Here is a 17,455-nt window from a genome sequence, read left to right as displayed (position 1 = left end):
TCTTCACATCGCCGACATGGGTGGTTCGAGCGTTCCCAGCCATGCGACGAGCGCGAGGATCGTAATGGCACTGACCGCCTCGATCCCGAGGCTGCGCCGTAAAGCGCTGAGTGCGCCGCGTTGATCGCTACCCGGCAGCGCTTGCTCCAATGCGGGCGTCAGCCGGAAGCGATTGAGCGATGCCAGCACCAGCATCGCGCCGAACAAGACGAGCTTGGCGAGCAGGAGCTGGCCGTAAAGGGATGTGGCGAGCTTTGGAAGGTTGCCTACACCGACTAGCAGCCATGTATTGACGAGGCCGGTAACGATAATGGTGCCGACCACGATCGTACCGACCAGGCCGAACCCGTGCAGTACACGATGCGTAAGCGTCAGATGAGCCGCGTCGGCCCGGCGGGTAGGGCGAGCCACAAGCAGGACAAGGCCAAACAGCGCCCCGACCCAAGCACCGGCTGCGAGCAGGTGGAGAATATCGGCAAGGAGGTGAGCCCAGCCTTTTGCGCCCTCATCCATCGCACCGTGCCCGGTCCAGGCGAGTGTCGCCAGCGCCACAGCGCTGGCGATCACCACGACGCCGAGGAGAGGCGCACGTCCGGCCGCCGCCAAGGCGGCGACCGACGCCACGACCAGCGCGGTCATGCGTGCTTCCCATGCCGTGCCTATGGTCGACCCGGAAAGCAGCATTCCGATCGCCTCGCGATCGATTGGCCAGGGCGGTGTGCCCGCCATCGCCGCAGCGAGTAGCGCGAGTGCGATGGCGGAGAGCAGAAGGCCCAGCAAACCGAGACCGACGAGCCAGAGGCGCAACGCGAGCGCGCTGGCGCGCTCGCGTCCCTTGAGGCCGTAGAGGCCGAATGCCGACAGGCCGAACAGCCCGCCCAGCGCCAGAAAGAGCGCGAAGCGTACAGCGATCAGCGGCCAGTCGGTTTCCACGTCACTTGACCGCGAAGGTGTAGTTGCCGGCGACGCGGTGGGTGTCGCTCGACACGACATGCCATGCAACGGTGTAGCGGCCCGGAGCGAGCGGCGCCTTGGGCGTAAGGACAAGCGTGCTGCCGTCACCGGCGACGGCTGCCGTCGTCGTGATCTTCATCGGCGCGTGCGTTGCCCCGCCATGTCCGGTCATCATGAGATCGGCGCCGGAGAACTTCGGCATCAGCTTTTCGCTGAAACGCAGCTCGATACGGGCAGGCTTGTCGACGGTCGCATTCGCGGTCGGCGAGGCTGTCACGAGTTTCGGATGAGCCTGCGCTGCGCTGGCGATGCCGAGAAGGGCGAGGGCGGTAGGGAGGAAGATGCTACGCATGAGATTACTCCGTGGGTTCGTGCCCTATCTACGCGCCCCGGTCGCGCACCCCTTAGCCGCCCGATGAGGGATGTCGGGCAATCCTGCGTATGAAATGCTAGTGGGGTGGAGTGGAAAGCATGGACGAACTGGACAGAGCATTGGCGAGGCTGGCGGGCGCACCCGCCCCTGCCGCGCTGGACGGCATCGAGACGCGGGTACTTGCACGGATCGGCTCGCGGCCCGTCGTGCGGCAGGCCGGCATCGGTCTTGGCGTAGTGACGGCAGCGGCGCTTGCGATCGGCATCGTCGGAGCCGAGCTGCCCGTCGCTGCCCGCCCGACCGTTTCCCTGGCCCCGCTTGGCGGAGCGTCGCCGCTTGCGCCTTCCTCCTTGCTCCTGGGTGAGCAATGACCTCGACGACGCGCATCGTTCTCGGTGTCGTGCTCGCCTTTCTGGCCGCGATCGGAGGCGTGTTCGTCGGGCGGGCGCTGTTGCCGCAGCCCAAGCAGCCAGGTGCCGCGCTGCATGACGTATTGCACCACAAGCTGACGCTCGACGACGGCCAGCAGGCACGGTTGAAGGTGCTGGAAGATCGCTTCGCGATGCAGCGGCGTGCGCTCGAGCTCGAAATGCGCGCTGCCAACACCCGGCTCGCCGAGGCGATCCAAACCGAACATGGCAATGGCCTCAAGGTCGCAGCCGCGGTGGACCAGAGCCATGCGGCGATGGGCGAGCTGCAAAAGGCGACGCTCGCGCATATCTTCGCCATGCGGCAGTTGCTGCGACCCGATCAGACCTCCCAATTTGATGCCGCGGTGGTGAAGGCACTCACCGACGGTCAGGGGTGAGCATCGACTGGACCGCATTGTCTGACGGCGAACTGGCGACGCTCAGTATCGCCGGCCGTCAGGCGGCCTTTGCGGAAATCATGCGCCGTTACCGTCAGCCGGTTTTTCGGCTCGCGCGTGCCTCTGTAGGCGAAACCGATGAAGCGCTTGATCTGGTTCAGGAAACCTTTGTTGCCGCGCATCAGGCGTTGCCGCGCTACGACACGCAGCGCGCGATGAAGGCATGGCTGTCGACGATCGCGATCAACAAATGCCGGGATTGGGCGAGGAAGCGCGCCGTTCGCCGTTTTCTGTCCTTCGGCTTCGCGGCGGAGGATCAGGCTGACACCCTTCCCGACAACGCCGTGCCGATCGATGACAGTGCAGCCGATCGCCAGGAGCTTGATCGGGTGACGCGCGCTATCTCGACGTTGCCGGTCAATCTGAAGGAGCCGCTGGTGCTGCGGACGATCGAGGGCTTGAGCCAGGCGGAGACGGCCGAGGTGTTGGGTATCAGCCAGAAGGCGGTCGAAACCCGCCTTTATCGCGCGCGGGCGCAGCTCATGGAAAAGTTGAACGCGGCTAAGGGATGATCGGGCGAGACGCGTAGAAGGGGTGAGGGCCGATCGCGGCCCGACCCTTGAGGAGCTTCGATGTCGCGCGTTCTCGATCGCCGCCAAGTGCTGCGCGGTGCCACCATGGCGGGAGGCGGCCTTGCCCTGTCGGCCTATATGCCGGCGTGGGCGCAATCCGTTTCCGCTGGTATCGCCAAACCGTTGCCGACCGTCTCGGGCGAGGACATTACGCTGAGGGTCGCGCATCAGAAGATGATGATCGACGGGCGGGAAAGCCACGCGATTGGCATCAACGGCACCGTGCCGGCACCGCTGATCCGCCTGCGCGAAGGCCAGAATGTGCGCCTTCATGTCGTCAACGACCTGGACGAAGAAACCTCGATCCACTGGCACGGCCTGCTGGTGCCGTTTCAGATGGACGGTGTTCCTGGCATCAGCTTTCCCGGCATTCCAGCGCGCTCGACCTTCACCTACGAATTTCCGATCATCCAGAGCGGCACTTACTGGTATCACAGCCATTCGGGGCTTCAGGAACAGGACGGTCACTACGGGCCGATCCTGATCGATCCCAAGGACCCGGACCCGGTGCAGTTCGATCGCGAGCACGTCATCGTGCTATCCGATCACAGCTTCCAGCATTCGCATTACCTGTTCGACCGGCTCAAGAAGGAGTCGGGCTATTTCAACCGCCAGCGCCAGACCTTGGCCGGCTTGCTCGCGGGCAAGGATCAGCCGCTCAAAGAGCGGTTGATGTGGGGCAAGATGCGGATGGACCCAGCTGACGTCGCCGACGTGACCGGATCGACCTACACCTATCTGGTCAACGGTCATGGGCCGCGCGACAACTGGACCGCGCTGTTCAAGCCCGGCGAGCGGGTCCGGCTCCGCTTCATCAACGCATCGTCCATGACGACCTTCAACGTCCGCATTCCGGGCCTGCCGATGACGATCGTCGCAGCGGACGGCCTGAACGTGCGGCCGGTCCAGATCGATGAGTTCCAGTTCGGTCCCGCCGAAACCTATGATGCGATCGTTACGCCTCCCGACATGCGCGCGTACACGCTCGTCGGCGAAAGTGTTGACCGCTCTGGCCAAGCCCGGGCCACGCTCGCGCCGCGTGAGGGCATGGCTGCCGAGGTTCCTCCCCTCCGCAAGCGTCCGCTCGCGACCATGAAGGACATGGGCATGGGCGGCCACGACATGGGCACCATGGATCACGGCGCCATGCAAGGCATGGGGAACGGTGCGGCGGGCGCGCAGGCCGGTTCGATGGCGGGCATGGACCATAGCGCGATGAACCATGGTGCCGGTGCCGGCTCGATGCAGGGGATGAATCATTCCCAGATGAACCACGGCACGGCCGCTGCCGCTGCCGGAGGGATGGCCGGAATGGCGATGCCGCAGGGTCAAAGCGGCACGATGGCCGGGATGGATCATGGCTCGGGCGCAATGCCCGGCATGGCAGGCGATCAGTCGATGGCCGGCATGGACATGGGTGGCATGGACATGGGCAACATGAACATGCGCGACTTCTCGAAGGCACCGGAGGTGAAGAAGGGGCCGGGCGTTCAGACCATCTCGGCTATGCCGGTGGACCGCACCGGCGATCCGGGTCAGGGGCTGGAGAATGTCGGCCACCGCGTGCTGACCTATCGCGATCTGATGGCGCTCGACCGCAACCCCGATACGCGGGCACCAGAGCGCGAGATCAAGCTTCACCTCACCGGCAACATGGAACGCTACATGTGGGGCTTCGACGGCGAAAAGCTGTCAGAGAACCCCGATCCGATCACGCTGCTGCATGGCGAGCGGGTGCGCGTCACCCTCATCAACGACACGATGATGGGCCACCCGATCCACATTCACGGTCACTTCTTCGAGCTGGTGACGGGGAAAGGCGCCTATGCGCCCCGAAAGCATACTGTGCTGGTCCAACCGGGCGGAACTGTCAGTTGGGACGTGACGGGAGAGGAAGGCGACTGGGCGTTCCACTGCCACATGCTCTACCACATGCACGCGGGCATGATGCGTGTCGTCCAGGTCCGCAAGGCCGGGGAGGCCGCAGCATGAGCCGGTCGATCCTCCTTGCCGGTTTGGCATCAGCGATCATCGCTGTTCCTGCCTTCGCACAGAGCATGGACCATTCCATGCACGACATGCCGGGCATGACCATGCCGGCCAAGCCTGCCGCCAAGGCCGCCCCGAAACCCGCGCGGAAAGCCGCCGCGAAGCCGGCATCCAAGCGCAAGGCACCTGCCAGAAAGACGGCGTCCCGACGTGCGCAGGCCCAAGCTCCGGCGACTGACCCGCACGCCGGTCACGATATGAGCGGGATGCAGGGGATGGACATGGGCGGCCAGCAGTCGGCCCCCGCCTCGAACCCGCACGCGGGCCACGATATGTCGGCCATGCCCGGCATGGGTGCCCCGGCAGGAACGGCGCAGGACCAACACGCCGGCCACGACATGAACGCGATGCCGGGCATGGCGATGAACGGCGATCAGGGCGGCGCTAAAGTCGGGACCGACCTGCCCCCCGGCAATAAGCCCGCACCCGCTCCCTCCGGCGATCATCTTGCCGATCGTTTCTGGGGTGCGAAGGCGATGGCGACCTCCCGCGAGGACGATCTGCGTCGCGAGCATGGCGGGATGACCTACTATCAGGTGCTCTTCAATCTGGCCGAGTACCAGGCTCGCAAGGGTAGCGACGGGTATCGTTGGGATGGCGAGGCGTGGGTCGGAGGCGACATTGATCGCCTGTGGCTGAAGTCGGAGGGCGAAGGCAGTTTCGGCAAGTCGCTCGACAGCGCCGAGGTTCAGGCGCTCTACAGCCATGCACTCGACCCCTATTGGAACCTCCAGGCGGGCGTCCGCTACGACATCAAACCCAACCCTTCCCGGACCTATGCGACCGTGGGTATCGAGGGGCTGGCACCTTACTGGTTCGAGGTAGAAGGTGCGCTGTTCCTGTCGAACAAGGGCGAGGTGCTGGGTCGTGCTGAGGGCTATTACGATCAGCGCATCACCAATTATTTCACGCTTCAGCCAAGGGTCGAAGCCAACTTCTCTGCGCAGGACGTGCCGGAGACAGGCACCGGGTCGGGGCTTACCGATCTGGAGGCAGGCCTGAGGCTTCGGTATGAAGGCCGGCGCGAGCTGGCGCCGTATATCGGCGTGTCGTGGGAACGGCAGTTCGGCGACACCGCGCGCTTCACGCGGGCACGCGGCGGTGACACCGGCGGGTTCAGCTTCGTCGCTGGCGTGAGGACCTGGTTCTGAGCCCGCGGTTGCGCCTCCACATCGGGGCGAGCAAGGTCCATCGCTGGCTTGCTCTCCTGATCGGGGCGCAGGTGATCGTATGGTTCACCAGCGGACTCATTATGAGCCTGCTGCCGATCGACACGGTTCACGGCGATCACCGGATCGATCGCAATGCCGAGCCGGCGCTGTCGATCGACCAAACCTTTGCACCCGTTCCTGCCCTGCTCGCGAATGCCGGCGTGCCTGTCCGTCAGCTTCAACACCGGATGCTGCTCGGCCGACCCGTCGTTGAGGCGCAGCTTGCCGATGGCAAAATCCGGTTGCTCGACGCCCGGACGGCTGCGCCGCTCCCACCGATCGACATGAGGGCCGCGGCGGCCATCGCCGGCAGGGCCTATCGAGGCGGACCCGCAGTTCCGACGATGGAGCGGGTGGAGCGCCCGAGCACCGAATATCGCGGCAGCCTTCCCGCATGGCGCGCATCGTTCCCTGACAAAGATGCGACGCGCATCTACGTGTCGGCGGAAACCGGCCGGCTGACCTCGGTGCGTACCGGAACGTGGCGGCTCTACGACTTCTTCTGGGGCCTCCATATCATGGACTGGACCGAGCACGAACGCTTCAACACGCCGTGGCTGATGGCCTTTGCGGCGGGTGGCCTCGTGTTCGGCGTCGCGGGTGCGATCCTCCTGTTCATGCGCTGGCCGCGACGCAGGCGGAGAAAAGTGCAAGGGACAGCCCGAACCGCCGCGTAGTTTCTTTGGGGGGTGCCAAAGGAGAACGAGCGATGGACCACGACCAGCACCGATCCGGCCAGGGTGGCGGGATGGGCATGAGCTACGGGCGGTTCGCCGCCATGATAGCGACATCGACCGTCGTGATGTTCGGGTTGATGTACCTGAACACCTATGCCCTGAGCCACGTCGAGTACAGTCAGACCCGGACGTGGATGGCGATCGTCATGGGTGCCGTGATGGCGATCATCATGCTCGGTTTCATGTGGGGCATGTACCCGAACCGCCGCGCCAATCTCGGCATCGTGGCAGGCGCCGTCATCGTGTTCACCGGCGCGCTGTGGCTTGTCCGCAGCCAGGACACAGTCGGTGACGTTGCCTACATGAAGGCGATGATCCCGCACCACTCGATCGCGATCATGACGAGCGAACGGGCACACATCAAAGACCCGGAAGTGCGTAAGCTCGCTGACGGCATCATCGACGCCCAGGTTCGCGAAATTACGCAGATGAAGCGGATGATCGCCCGACTGGAAGCGAACCCCACGCCCCCGAACGCGCCGGACCTGCCTTCCTATCGCGACCGGCAGGTGCCGCCCCCGCCCCCCGAGACGGATCAGAGCACCGGCATCAACACCTTGCAGCCGGTCCGATAGATTTACCGTTGGTTGAGGGGTGGCGTGCTGGTGCACGTACCTTTTCGCATCGGCGGGGGTAACGTGGAGAAATCAGACATGAAGACAATCGCGATCATGACCGCCGCCCTGTTCGCCGCCGCCCCGGCATTGGCGCAGCAGACCGGGCATCAGGGGATGGATCATCAGGGAATGAACCATGCAGGCATGATGCAGCCGAGCGCGGCCAATCCCTACGGCCCCGACATGATGAAGATGCACGAGCGGATGATGGCGGCAAAGGGTGCCGACGCCGGCGAGACGTGGATTCGTCAGATGATCGAGCATCACCGCGGCGCGATCACGATGTCGCAGACGGCACTTCGCAGTACCCGGAATGAAATCCGTCGTGAGGCGCAGAAGACGATCGACAGCCAGAACCGTGAGATCGCGACGTTGAACGCCATGCTTCGCAAAATGGGCAAGAACCCGCAGTAACCGACCCGCCCTCGCCTTTGGGCGACACAAGTCAGCTATTGGAGAGCCGATGATGAGCCGACCTTTTCGTGCTGCGATAGCCGCCTTGTTGATGGGGCTTCCCGCGACCGCGATGGCCGCAGCCGACATTGCCATGCACCGCGATCCGGGGTGTGGTTGCTGCGAGAAGTGGGCTGAGCAGGTCCGCCAGCAGTTCGGCCGCAAGGTGCGGATCATCGACGATGCCAATCGCGGCGCTTTGCAGCGTCGCGTCGGCGTCCCGGCGGATCAGCTATCCTGTCATACCGCCATCGTCGACGGCATGGCCTTCGAGGGCCATGTTCCGATCGCTGACATGAAGCGCGTTCTGGCGCAGCGTCCCAAAGGCGTCAGTGGGCTGGCAGTCGGCGGGATGCCGCTCGGGTCGCCCGGCATGGAGGTAGCGGGCATGAAGGCCCAGCCCTTCTCCGTCATCGCGTTCGGCCCGGGCGGTCGCCGCGTCTATGCCCGGCATGGTTAGGTAGCTGGCGGGAGCGATGAACCGCTCCCGCCCGCCGTCAGATCAGTGCTTCATGCCCGACATGTCGTGGCCAGCGTGATCGCCGCCCTTCTTCATGTCCGCGCAGCAATCCTTCTTGCAGCAGTCGCTGCCGTCCTTGCAGCAGGTCTTGTCCGCGCCGCAGCAGCCGGCATCGGCCGCGAATGCAACGCCGGGGATCGCCAGCGCCAGGGCAGCGCCGATCAACTTGAACTTGGTCATTGGTAACTCCGTCGATTGAATGTGTGGGTAGTTCGGATCGTCACACAGCTCGCGGAGGGGGTGTTGCAGGCGGAACGGGCATTCCCATCAATCCCGCAACAGGTAGTGGTTTGAGCGCGATGCGGATCGGAGCGTTAGGTCCGGTCTGCGCCAACGCTTCACTCTGAACTGCCATGCAGGGCGTCGAGCAGGCTGCTTGTTGCGGGGCCTTCGTGGAGGGCATAGCGTGGAAGGTACGCTAAACAACGCTAAGGGAGAACAACCGAGGAACGCTTAGGCGGCGCGGCTGTCCGGCGGAAGATTGAGGGCCTTGCGGCCAGCGGAAGCGGCGGCTCGATCCCAGAGGAAATCGCCGGAAAAGGCAATATGCTCCCAGCCAACCGGCGACGTATGGACAAGCAGATCATCGGGGACCGGGGCCGCTGCCGATCGCAGATGCTGGGCGGCGTCGGCCATGTAGATCGTGTTCCAATAGACGATCGCCGCGATGACTAGGTTGAGGCCTGATGCCCGATATTGTTGAGCTTCATGGCTGCGGTCGATGATGCGGCCCTGGCGGAAGGTGTAGATCGCTTGCGTCAGGGCATGGCGCTGCTCGCTGTTGTTAAGGCCGGCATGGCATCGCCGGCGCAGATCGGGATTTTCAAGCCAGTCCAGCATGAACAGGGTCCGTTCGATCTTGCCGATCTCCTGTAGTGCGACGTCGAGCTGGTTCTGCCGTTCGTAGGCGGCGAGCTTTCGCAGCATGACCGACGGCGCGACGTGGCCAGCCTTGATCGACCCCACGAGGCGCAGCACGTCGTCCCATTGTTCATTGATGATGTCGGTGCGGATACGCTTGCCCAACAACGGGGCGATGGACGGATAGGCCGAAACCGGCGCGATCGGCGCAAGCCGCCTGTCCGGAAAGTCGCGCAGGCGCGGGCAGAAGCGAAATCCCAGCATCGCGCACAGGGCGAAGACATGATCGGTCGCTCCGCCGGTGTCGGTGTAATGCTCGACGATCCTGAGATCGGTGCCATGGCTGATGAGGCCGTCGAGGACATAGGGCGCTTCATGCGTGGCGGCCGAGATCACATTGACGTGGTAGGGCCCGCGCTGATCGGAAACATGGGTGTAGAAGCTGAAGCCATGATCGACGCCATAGCGGGCGTTGATGTCGCCGCCCGATGCGCCGCGCTTCGCGCCCCTGAAGAACTGACCATCGGAACTGGACGTTGTGCCGTCGCCCCATACCCGCGAGAATGGCAGGCGGTGGTGCGCGTTGATGAGGACGGCGAGCGCCGCGCGGTAGCTCTCGTCGCGGATATAGGCGTCATGGGTCCATAGGAGTTGATCGCGCGTGACGCCCTGGCTCGCGGCGGCCATGCGCGACAGGCCGAGATTGGTGGCGTCGGCGAGGATCGTGGCGAGCAGCGCATTTTCATTGGGACATAGCTCGCCGGTGCGCAGGTTGGTGAACGCCGAAAGAAAGCCAGTTTCCTGCGCCACCTCATGTAGCAGTTCGGTGATACGGATGCGTGGCATCATCGCATCGAGCCGGTCGGCCAGGGCTTCGGCGTCGGGCGTTGCGATCGTGCGAACGGGGGATATCTGGAGGCGGCCGTCGCGGTATCGCACACCCTCCAGAGCGTCGCGCTTCAGGCTCCGGGCGAATTTCTTCAGCCGCCAGTCCAGTTCGCGGCCCCGCTGTTCGAGCCATTCGCCGGCTGTGGGTGGCAGACCAAGAGCCGACACGATCGGCTTGGCCTTCGGTTCGCTTAGCAGGTAGCTGTCGAACTGGCGGTATCCCGTCGATCGTTCCACCCAGACATCACCGGAGCGCAGCTTGTTGCGCAGATGCGCGATAGTCGCGATTTCCCAGAGCCGCCGATTGATCTTGCCGTCATCGCCCATGACGATTTTCTGCCATTCCTTGCGGAAGGGCATCGGAGCGTCGGCAGGCAGATCGCGCTTGCCCGACCTATTGAGGTCGCGCAGCATCTCGATAGCGGCAATCGTTTTCGCGCTGCCCTTTCCGGCCCTGAACTGCAGCGCTTCAAGCAGATCAGGGGCGAACTTGCGCAACGTCGCATAGCGGTCGGCCGCGACCCTCAGCGGATCAAGATTGGCGGTTTCCGCGATCGTCGCCACTTCCGGTCTGGCCTTCAGGAGGGTGTGCCATCCTACTGAGGCATCCAGGACCTCCATAGGATCTTCGCCAGTATCGACTGCATCGGTGAGCGCGTCGATCGTCCTGCGGAAGATCAGCATCAGCCGGGCCACGTTCTTCGACGTGGCGGCATAGCTGCGCGCCTGGGCGTTCTTCGCGCGGGTGAAGATGCCGCCGATCAGCTTGTCCGCCATCTCCAGGGCGCTGTCCGTCAGCCGTTCTTCAAGATCGAGCAGGAAGGCAACGAGCGTGGCGCGTCGCCGGGAGGGAATATAGCGCTCGATCATATAGGCAGGCGACGCACGGCCTTCCCTGACATATTGCCGAAATCGGTCCGCGTGGATGCGGCCCGCGACGTCGGGGGAAATGCCGATCTTCCGCACCTGCCTCAGACGGTCGAGGATCTGGCGGACGTGATCGGGCTTGGCCGCGACGGGGATGGTCTTAAGCAAGGCGAGATGGCTCATGCCGCCGGCGGCGTCGAAGAGCTGATCGAGGGCCTGGACCTGTTCGGCGCTGAGATCGGCGATCAGGGCGTGGGCGGCCTGCTTGCGCGCGCGGGCACGTCCCGCGCTGCTGGCGCGTTCGATGGTGGAGATGGACGGCAGCAAAATCCGGGCCTCGCGCAGGGCGGTGACCACGCCCATCGCAATCGTCATCCCCTTGTCGGTCGCCCATGCCGTTCTCGCGGCCGCCTCGACCATGAAGGGAATATCGGCCCGGGTTGGCCCCCGAAGCCCCAAACGCGCCGCCAGCTCACGGGCATGATCCGTCATTGTCTGATCCCGCGCCGCATAGTTGGCCAGCTCGGTTACGTGCAGACCAAGTTGCTCCGCGACGAAAGCGGCGAGATCATGGGGTATTGCTCCCCTGTCCTGTATCAACTGCGCAAGCGTGATGCCCGGGTGCCGCAGGAGCGCGAGTTGCAGCGCCACGCCCAACTGGTTCCGTCGCTCCCGTCGCGCGCCGATGATCTCGATATCGGAAGGCTCGAAGGTATAGAGCCGGGCCAAATGGTCGCGATCGGTCGGGATGGCGAGTATCTGATCGCGTTCGCTCTCGGTCAGGAGTTGATGCTTGCGCTTCGTCATGCCGTTTCCTGTCCACAAAAGGTCATCTGGGCCTATGGACAGCGAGGAGTAAAGAGACATAGTATGTGGACGGATATGGGTGGGGCGCAGCGGCTGCCCTCCATAGCGTCCACAGAACGACCGTTTGGGAGACGTGCGGCATGGGTGATATTCTGGGCTATGCCCGCGTCAGCACCGGCGATCAGGACGTTGCGGGCCAGACCATGCGTCTGGAGAAGGCTGGCGCCATCAAAATCTTCACCGATGTCATTTCAGGTAAGAGCATGGAACGGCCCGGTCTGGCTGAGCTAATCGCCTATGCCCGCAAGGGTGACACGCTGGCGGTGGTCCGCCTCGATCGGCTTGGGCGCTCGCTTGCCGAACTTCTCACCACGGTTGAGACGCTACGCGGTCAGGGCATCGCGCTCCTGAGCCTTGAAGAAAAGATCGACACTTCGTCAGCTGCCGGCGAGCTCATCTTCCATGTGTTTGGGGCCATCGCCCATTTTGAGCGACGGCTGATTTCTGAGCGAACCAGAGATGGTATTGCCGCCGCCCGTGCTAAGGGCAAACAGCCTGGCCGTCAGCCGCTGGACATGTCCAAAGTGGATGCGGCCATCAAGCTGGTCGAAGCTCGTATCTCGCCTACCGAAGCAGCGCGGCAACTCGGCATCGGCCGATCGACCATTTATCGCGAAATGCGTAGGATGGGAATCGAACGGCCCGCCTGATTAAGCGCCCGTCCGTTCGCATCGAGCGTTCGCCATGCGTTCTCGCTTAGCGTTGTTTAGCGTACTTTCCACGCTATGCCCTCAAGCTGACGAATTCGTCGGACCTGTGGAGCGACATCGGGCCTGGAAGCACGGCCCGCGCACAGAAGTGGCTGGAGAAGACTGCCGGCGGTACGGTTGATTCGTACATCATCCCCTGCAACGACGCCTACGGTCGCATGTCCGCGCAGTGGAACGCGTTGCTCGACATCGACGCGACGAAGCTGGCGAAGGTGTCCTATCCCAAGATGGTCGACTCTGCGGCTCTCGCGCGCCTGAAAGCCGATATCCCGCAGGTCGCGGCGGCGATGCACGGGACGAGCGGCGACGCATATCAGTATCTGCAGCAGGTCTCGACGATCGACGCTTTCCTTGCCGCGCGGGAGAGCTTTTCGGACGCTGGGTGGGACGCCTACGCTTCGCAGCGCGCTGACGCCCAGGCCCGCAATACCTACACGTCGATCGCTCAGCAGGCGATGACGTGGGTGCCGCTGCTCGGCATCGTCCTGCAGGTCGTGTTCTACGCGATGTTCCCGGTGATTTTCCCGCTGTTCCTTTTCCCGCGGACTGGCATCTCGACGCTGAAGGGCTACGCGACAGGCTTCTTCTATCTCGCCAGCTGGGGCCCGCTCTACGTCATCCTGCACATGTTCGTGATGAACAGGGCGGCCAGCTCCTATGCGGCTATTTCACCTACCGGACCGACGCTATTGGTGGTCGACGGGATCACGGCCGTGAACAACGATATCGCGACCGTCGCCGGGTTCCTGATGATGAGCGTGCCGTTCTTGGCCGCCGGGATGGCGCGCGGCGCGATGGCGATCGCCGGGCATGCGACGTCGATGTTGGCGCCGGCACAGAGCGCCGCCGAGGCGGCCGCTTCGGAGCGGACCACCGGCAACTACAGCTATGGCAACATGTCCTATCAGAACCTGACGTCGAACATGCGTCAGGCGAACAAGTGGGATGAGCGGCCATACATCACGGGCGGGTTCGCGAGCAGCAGCTTCACCAATGCCGACGGCGGGGTCGAACATGGCTTCGCGAACGGGGATTATGCGTATGACACCCGGCAAGGTATCTCCAACCTTGCGTTCACCCCGACGCGGACCAGCGGCTTCGATGCGGCGGTTTCGCGGACGCTCTCGGAAGGGCAGTCGCTCGTTGACTCGCGGCGCCAATCGGCATCCGAATCCTGGCAGGCGACGGTGCAAACCGGCACGGATCTGTTGCGGACGGCCGAGCAGCGCGCATCGAGCGGAACGGAAACGGGATCTGGCTTCAACAACAGCTTGAGCCGAATGCACGACGTGTCCCGTGGGATCTCGAGTGGGCTGCAATCTCGGTTTGGTCTCAGTGAAGCGGATTCGGAGCGGATTGCGCGCGCCTCGCAGATGATTGGGGAGGGCACCGTTGGTCTCTCAGGCGGTACTGGAACAGGCAACAGTATCCCCGGCCTGAGTGCCAACGCCTCCGCAGCTCTTGGAGCAAAGTTAGCCACCACTGCCTCAAGAGATTCAGGGCGAACTGTCACATCCGAGGAGGCTTTGTCGGAGCTGAAAGATTATCTCTACCGTGAGACCAATACGAGTCAGGCGCGCACTGCGCGGGACGACTTCCAACGGGAGACCAGCAGCAGCTCGGACAGCCGCGTGCGGTCCCTATCGGAACGGCTGTCGGCGGGCGTCACCGAGTCGCGCGGTCTCACGCGAGAGGCGGCCATGAGCGAGGAGACGTTCAAGCGAGTGTCGGACGATCTGCGCGAGTCTTCCTCGAACGGGTACAGCCTCAATCAGAACGACACGCAGGAATTCGTCACGTATGCGCAAGAACGCCTTCGCGCCGATCCCCTCCTGTCCTCGCAGGGGTGGACGCCGGGCATGGTCATGCCTCGCACAGAGGGACAGCGCCAAGTCCGCGACATTCTGCTGAACGACTTCGTCAACAGGCAGATCAACGATGCCCGCGAAGAGATGGGGCTGCGAATCCCCGATCGGTTGGACACCGGCTTGACCGGACCGTCGATCACGTCAGCCGAGGGTGTCCGTGGCTGGGGTGGTCGGCAACAAGCCGCCGTGCGCGGCCAAGGGCCCGATGTTGATGTACGCGCCAGCTCTCGTGATCAGGGACTTGCCGATGATGTGCAGGACCAGATTCTCGGTGGCTCGGCTCGTGTAATGCGCGAAGGGTTCGACTTGGACGGACGGGTGAGCGACGCACGCGGCCGCGGCGCAGATCTTGGGGCGCATGTCGACCATCGCAATCATCAATCGCTAATCGAGACCATGCCTGTCGTTTCGCCGCTGATAGAGGGCGCTCGCGAGCGAATTGGTGAAGCCTCTGACTGGGTCCAGAACCAGCTTGGCATGGGCGGGGGCAATGTCGGCGCCGGACCGGTGCAGACGGCTTTGCCGCGATCAGGCGCAGGTTTCAGGAGCTATTCGCCACAGAGCCAGCAGTACGGCACGGCGTCGCTCGTGAGCGAGCTGGCACAGTCGTCGGCCGCATGGTCCGCTCGCGGCGGTTCGCCAGTTAACATTGGCGACATCAGCCGGCGGGGTGGGGGAGACCTTCCAGGCCATGACACGCATGAGGTCGGACGTCAGGTCGACGTTCGACCGTTCCGACACGACGGTTCGAACCAGCCCACCAACTGGGAGAGCCGGTCCTATGATCGCGAACAGACGCGCAACTACATCGAGTTCATGAAGGAGCGTAACCCCGGAATGACGGTGCTCTTCAATGACCCGGTCCTCGTCCGCGAAGGTCTGACCAAGCCGTACAGGGGACACGACAACCACCTGCACCTGACTTTCGGTAATCGCGGATAAGCAAACGGCGCGGCATAGCTGCCGCGCCGTTCGTTACGGCTGACAAATCAGCTTCAGAAGATCAGGGCGAGGATCATCGCACCGACAATGCCAAGAGCTACCATCGACCCGAACTGCTTCCATGACAGCCCTTGAGCTGTAGAGGGCAGCGGGAGACCAGAACCTATTGGGTGGGACATCAGATGCTGTCCCATATAGGTGGACAGATCGTAGGGGTTGGACTGGTTAAATACGGTCGACCTGAACTCCGGCGCGGCCGATTCAAACCGACGGCTCGGAGCGTCGTCGAACGACGAGGTCGCGCTTGGCCAGTTATCGAACGACGACATGGTGATTTCCTTCCGGCAAAAGGATATCACATTCGGAAGCTCGAGGACAAGCGTTCTCTGTCCGTTCTTCGGATTCGCGCCGGATCGAGGCTGTGTCTATCGCCAAGGAACAACGGTGCCGGTGGCCAGCATGGCCGCACCAAGATCGCGGCCGTTGGGCAGGCGACAGGTCGCAACGACCCGCTCGTAGCTGCTGCCGGTAGCCTGACACTGCATGGCGGGCGCGCGCACGCGGACATGGCCGGTGCTTAAAGTTCCTCGAGGTCCACCGAGGAGAGCGACCATTGCGTCGCGCGCGGCCGCGCCGCTTGCCGCAGGGCAGGGGTGCCCTGGTCGGCAGGTCTCGTCCCTCTCCCGCGCTGCTATATTGCCGACGCGAATTTTCGGGCCCTCGGCACACCAAATTGGCCCGTCTCCGTCCCAGACCGCGATCGGGGTGCAAACAAAGGCAGCGGCGGCGGCAAGAATGGTGGCGGGCATGATCTCTTCTTCTATCATACTGCGATGACAGTTGAAGATTCCTGAAGGCTGGGAGGCGTGTATTTGTAACCTGTATCGCATGACCAAGAGCTCGGCCGAGGTCGCTGGGTTGTTCAACGCCGCGCCCGCTGCAGCGAGCAACGCGCCGGGAGAGATCTATCCAGGGTATCCCGGGTTGGTCGTGGCCAAAGGATCGATCCGATCGATGGTGTGGGGCTTTCCGCTGTCGCTGAAGAGCAAGAAGTCGGGCCAGCCTCTAAAGCCGAAACCGGTCAACAACGCCCGCACCGACAAGCTGAGCCAGTTCTTCTGGCGGGACAGCTTCGAGAAGCGACGTTGCCTCATCCCCCTTACCGCGTGGGCGGAGGCCGAGGGTCCCCGAGGATCCATGACGCGCACCTGGCTGTCGCTGCCGGACGCGGAGTTGTTCGCCGTCGCCGGCGTATGGCGGTCTTCGGATGAATGGGGTGATTGCTATTCGATGGTGATGAAGGATGGCACTGGTGCCGCGGCCGAAGTCCATTCCCGGATGCCGGTTATTTTGCGAGGCGACCAATATCCGACATGGGAACACGGCTCAGCCGCTGAAGCGTTGACCCTATGCGAGCTGCCATACCAGAGAGATATCAAAGTCGATCGAACGACGGTGCCCTGGGTGCGGACGGGCCGCTAGAATGCACTACTGTCCGGAAGCGAGCTTGGATGCCATGCGCTGGATGGTTCGATAGACTGTTGGGCGCGAAACCGAGAATAACTCGCTCAGCTCACTGATCGAGTGCTCGCCTCCTTCATGCAGCTGGTGCAGATGGCGCTGCTGGCGGTCGGTCAGCTTGGGGGGCTTGCCCTTCAACTTTCCCTTCGCCTTGGCGACCTTCATACCTTCCCGCGTCCTCATCCGGATCAGGTCAGCTTCGAATTCAGCGAAGGTGGCGAGGATGTTGAAGAACATCTTGCCCATAGGATCGCTCGGGTCGTGGATCTGTCGGCCGAGGGCGAGGGCAACACCGCGCTTCTCGAGCTCCTCGGCGATCGCCCGCGCATCGGGGACCGATCGGGCTAGGCGGTCGAGCTTCGGTGCGACCAAGGTATCGCCGGCACGGACGGCGGCGAGTGCCTGCGCAAGCCCTGGCCGATCGCGCGAAGTGCCGGTGAGGCCGTGATCGGTATAGATCCGGTCGGCCGACACACCGAGCTCGGCGAGAGCATGGCGTTGGGCCGTCAAATCCTGCTTGTCGGTTGAACACCGTGCGTATCCGATCAAAGTCCCGGTCATCTGTAACGCTTAGCGC

Annotated in this window: 19 protein-coding genes; 12 read left to right on the top strand and 7 right to left on the bottom strand. The window is 63.6% G+C overall.

From position 1 onward, the window contains the following. Positions 1-3 precede the first annotated feature (3 nt). Both copD and copC read right to left on the bottom strand, forming a co-directional pair. Positions 4-933, bottom strand: a complete 930-nt coding sequence (gene copD / locus LH20_RS22330) for a copper homeostasis membrane protein CopD (protein WP_019368251.1) — start codon at positions 931-933, stop codon at positions 4-6. Position 934: 1 nt separating this feature from the next. Then, positions 935-1,306, bottom strand: coding sequence for a copper homeostasis periplasmic binding protein CopC (gene copC, locus LH20_RS22325; protein WP_019368250.1), 372 nt, complete (start codon positions 1,304-1,306; stop codon positions 935-937). A 119-nt stretch (positions 1,307-1,425) separates the two neighbouring features. Here copC and LH20_RS22320 point away from each other — a divergent pair, with 119 nt between their 5' ends. The 9 genes from LH20_RS22320 to LH20_RS22280 all read left to right on the top strand — a co-directional run bounded on the left by LH20_RS22320 (position 1,426) and on the right by LH20_RS22280 (position 8,294). After that, positions 1,426-1,698 (top strand): hypothetical protein, encoded by a 273-nt coding sequence (locus LH20_RS22320; protein WP_019368249.1) that lies wholly within the window; start codon positions 1,426-1,428, stop codon positions 1,696-1,698. Next, positions 1,695-2,135 (top strand): periplasmic heavy metal sensor, encoded by a 441-nt coding sequence (locus LH20_RS22315; protein WP_019368248.1) that lies wholly within the window; start codon positions 1,695-1,697, stop codon positions 2,133-2,135. The genes LH20_RS22320 and LH20_RS22315 overlap by 4 nt, the downstream gene beginning before the upstream one ends. Beyond that, entirely contained in the window at positions 2,132-2,707 is a 576-nt protein-coding gene (locus LH20_RS22310) for an RNA polymerase sigma factor (protein ID WP_019368247.1), read from the top strand. The genes LH20_RS22315 and LH20_RS22310 overlap by 4 nt, the downstream gene beginning before the upstream one ends. A gap of 60 nt (positions 2,708-2,767) precedes the next feature. Beyond that, positions 2,768-4,759 (top strand): copper resistance system multicopper oxidase, encoded by a 1,992-nt coding sequence (locus tag LH20_RS22305; RefSeq protein ID WP_019368246.1) that lies wholly within the window; start codon positions 2,768-2,770, stop codon positions 4,757-4,759. Continuing rightward, positions 4,756-5,967: a copper resistance protein B gene (locus LH20_RS22300; protein ID WP_026008900.1), complete on the top strand. Its 1,212-nt coding sequence runs from the start codon at positions 4,756-4,758 to the stop codon at positions 5,965-5,967. The genes LH20_RS22305 and LH20_RS22300 overlap by 4 nt, the downstream gene beginning before the upstream one ends. An 8-nt stretch (positions 5,968-5,975) precedes the next feature. Continuing rightward, positions 5,976-6,704: a PepSY domain-containing protein gene (locus LH20_RS22295; RefSeq protein ID WP_019368244.1), complete on the top strand. Its 729-nt coding sequence runs from the start codon at positions 5,976-5,978 to the stop codon at positions 6,702-6,704. 77 nt (positions 6,705-6,781) lie between these two features. Further along, a complete protein-coding gene (locus tag LH20_RS22290) occupies positions 6,782-7,339 on the top strand; it encodes a DUF305 domain-containing protein (RefSeq protein WP_037512963.1) in 558 nt (185 codons plus the stop codon). A gap of 96 nt (positions 7,340-7,435) precedes the next feature. Next, on the top strand, positions 7,436-7,795 hold the full coding sequence (locus tag LH20_RS22285; protein ID WP_235527223.1) for a DUF305 domain-containing protein: 360 nt from the start codon (positions 7,436-7,438) through the stop codon (positions 7,793-7,795). A gap of 91 nt (positions 7,796-7,886) precedes the next feature. Then, positions 7,887-8,294 carry a DUF411 domain-containing protein gene (locus tag LH20_RS22280; RefSeq protein WP_019368241.1) on the top strand — a complete coding sequence of 136 codons (408 nt, stop codon included), beginning with the start codon at positions 7,887-7,889 and terminating at the stop codon, positions 8,292-8,294. 42 nt (positions 8,295-8,336) lie between these two features. Here the strand turns inward: LH20_RS22280 and LH20_RS22275 are convergent, their stop codons facing one another. Both LH20_RS22275 and LH20_RS22270 read right to left on the bottom strand, forming a co-directional pair. Beyond that, positions 8,337-8,534 (bottom strand): hypothetical protein, encoded by a 198-nt coding sequence (locus LH20_RS22275; RefSeq protein ID WP_019368240.1) that lies wholly within the window; start codon positions 8,532-8,534, stop codon positions 8,337-8,339. A gap of 273 nt (positions 8,535-8,807) precedes the next feature. Then, complete coding sequence (locus LH20_RS22270) at positions 8,808-11,777, bottom strand: Tn3 family transposase (protein WP_053556553.1); 2,970 nt, start codon at positions 11,775-11,777, stop codon at positions 8,808-8,810. A 140-nt stretch (positions 11,778-11,917) separates the two neighbouring features. Between LH20_RS22270 and LH20_RS22265 the strand changes: the two genes are divergently transcribed. Together LH20_RS22265 and LH20_RS22260 are read left to right on the top strand one after the other, a co-directional pair. Then, a complete protein-coding gene (locus LH20_RS22265) occupies positions 11,918-12,487 on the top strand; it encodes a recombinase family protein (protein WP_011607925.1) in 570 nt (189 codons plus the stop codon). Positions 12,488-12,573: 86 nt separating this feature from the next. Further along, positions 12,574-15,357 carry a penicillin-insensitive murein endopeptidase gene (locus LH20_RS22260; RefSeq protein ID WP_083455646.1) on the top strand — a complete coding sequence of 928 codons (2,784 nt, stop codon included), beginning with the start codon at positions 12,574-12,576 and terminating at the stop codon, positions 15,355-15,357. 53 nt (positions 15,358-15,410) lie between these two features. Here LH20_RS22260 and LH20_RS22255 read toward each other — a convergent pair whose 3' ends face one another. Both LH20_RS22255 and LH20_RS22250 read right to left on the bottom strand, forming a co-directional pair. Further along, a complete protein-coding gene (locus LH20_RS22255) occupies positions 15,411-15,686 on the bottom strand; it encodes a hypothetical protein (RefSeq protein WP_053556551.1) in 276 nt (91 codons plus the stop codon). Between the two features lie 96 nt (positions 15,687-15,782). After that, positions 15,783-16,166, bottom strand: a complete 384-nt coding sequence (locus LH20_RS22250; RefSeq protein WP_442800469.1) for a hypothetical protein — start codon at positions 16,164-16,166, stop codon at positions 15,783-15,785. Between the two features lie 61 nt (positions 16,167-16,227). Between LH20_RS22250 and LH20_RS22245 the strand changes: the two genes are divergently transcribed. After that, the gene (locus LH20_RS22245; protein ID WP_053556595.1) at positions 16,228-16,839 is read left to right on the top strand and encodes an SOS response-associated peptidase; all 612 of its coding nucleotides are present in this window, start codon (positions 16,228-16,230) and stop codon (positions 16,837-16,839) included. A gap of 6 nt (positions 16,840-16,845) precedes the next feature. On the opposite strand, the gene LH20_RS22240 is transcribed toward LH20_RS22245, so the two are convergent. Beyond that, complete coding sequence (locus tag LH20_RS22240) at positions 16,846-17,439, bottom strand: recombinase family protein (protein ID WP_053556549.1); 594 nt, start codon at positions 17,437-17,439, stop codon at positions 16,846-16,848. Positions 17,440-17,455 lie beyond the last annotated feature (16 nt).

Source organism: Sphingopyxis sp. 113P3, assembly GCF_001278035.1.
Lineage (GTDB): Bacteria > Pseudomonadota > Alphaproteobacteria > Sphingomonadales > Sphingomonadaceae > Sphingopyxis.
The sequence above is the reverse complement of the archived record's forward strand: the minus strand, read 5'-3'. Positions and strand labels throughout refer to the sequence as shown.

Coding starts and splice junctions, on each gene's coding strand:
- copC (WP_019368250.1), bottom strand. CDS start 1,306: ATGCGTAGCATCTTCCTCCCTACCGCCCTCGCCCTTCTCGGCATCGCC.
- LH20_RS22320 (WP_019368249.1), top strand. CDS start 1,426: ATGGACGAACTGGACAGAGCATTGGCGAGGCTGGCGGGCGCACCCGCC.
- LH20_RS22315 (WP_019368248.1), top strand. CDS start 1,695: ATGACCTCGACGACGCGCATCGTTCTCGGTGTCGTGCTCGCCTTTCTG.
- LH20_RS22305 (WP_019368246.1), top strand. CDS start 2,768: ATGTCGCGCGTTCTCGATCGCCGCCAAGTGCTGCGCGGTGCCACCATG.
- LH20_RS22300 (WP_026008900.1), top strand. CDS start 4,756: ATGAGCCGGTCGATCCTCCTTGCCGGTTTGGCATCAGCGATCATCGCT.
- LH20_RS22290 (WP_037512963.1), top strand. CDS start 6,782: ATGAGCTACGGGCGGTTCGCCGCCATGATAGCGACATCGACCGTCGTG.
- LH20_RS22285 (WP_235527223.1), top strand. CDS start 7,436: ATGACCGCCGCCCTGTTCGCCGCCGCCCCGGCATTGGCGCAGCAGACC.
- LH20_RS22280 (WP_019368241.1), top strand. CDS start 7,887: ATGGGGCTTCCCGCGACCGCGATGGCCGCAGCCGACATTGCCATGCAC.
- LH20_RS22275 (WP_019368240.1), bottom strand. CDS start 8,534: ATGACCAAGTTCAAGTTGATCGGCGCTGCCCTGGCGCTGGCGATCCCC.
- LH20_RS22270 (WP_053556553.1), bottom strand. CDS start 11,777: ATGACGAAGCGCAAGCATCAACTCCTGACCGAGAGCGAACGCGATCAG.
- LH20_RS22265 (WP_011607925.1), top strand. CDS start 11,918: ATGGGTGATATTCTGGGCTATGCCCGCGTCAGCACCGGCGATCAGGAC.
- LH20_RS22255 (WP_053556551.1), bottom strand. CDS start 15,686: ATGTCGTCGTTCGATAACTGGCCAAGCGCGACCTCGTCGTTCGACGAC.
- LH20_RS22250 (WP_442800469.1), bottom strand. CDS start 16,166: ATGCCCGCCACCATTCTTGCCGCCGCCGCTGCCTTTGTTTGCACCCCG.
- LH20_RS22240 (WP_053556549.1), bottom strand. CDS start 17,439: ATGACCGGGACTTTGATCGGATACGCACGGTGTTCAACCGACAAGCAG.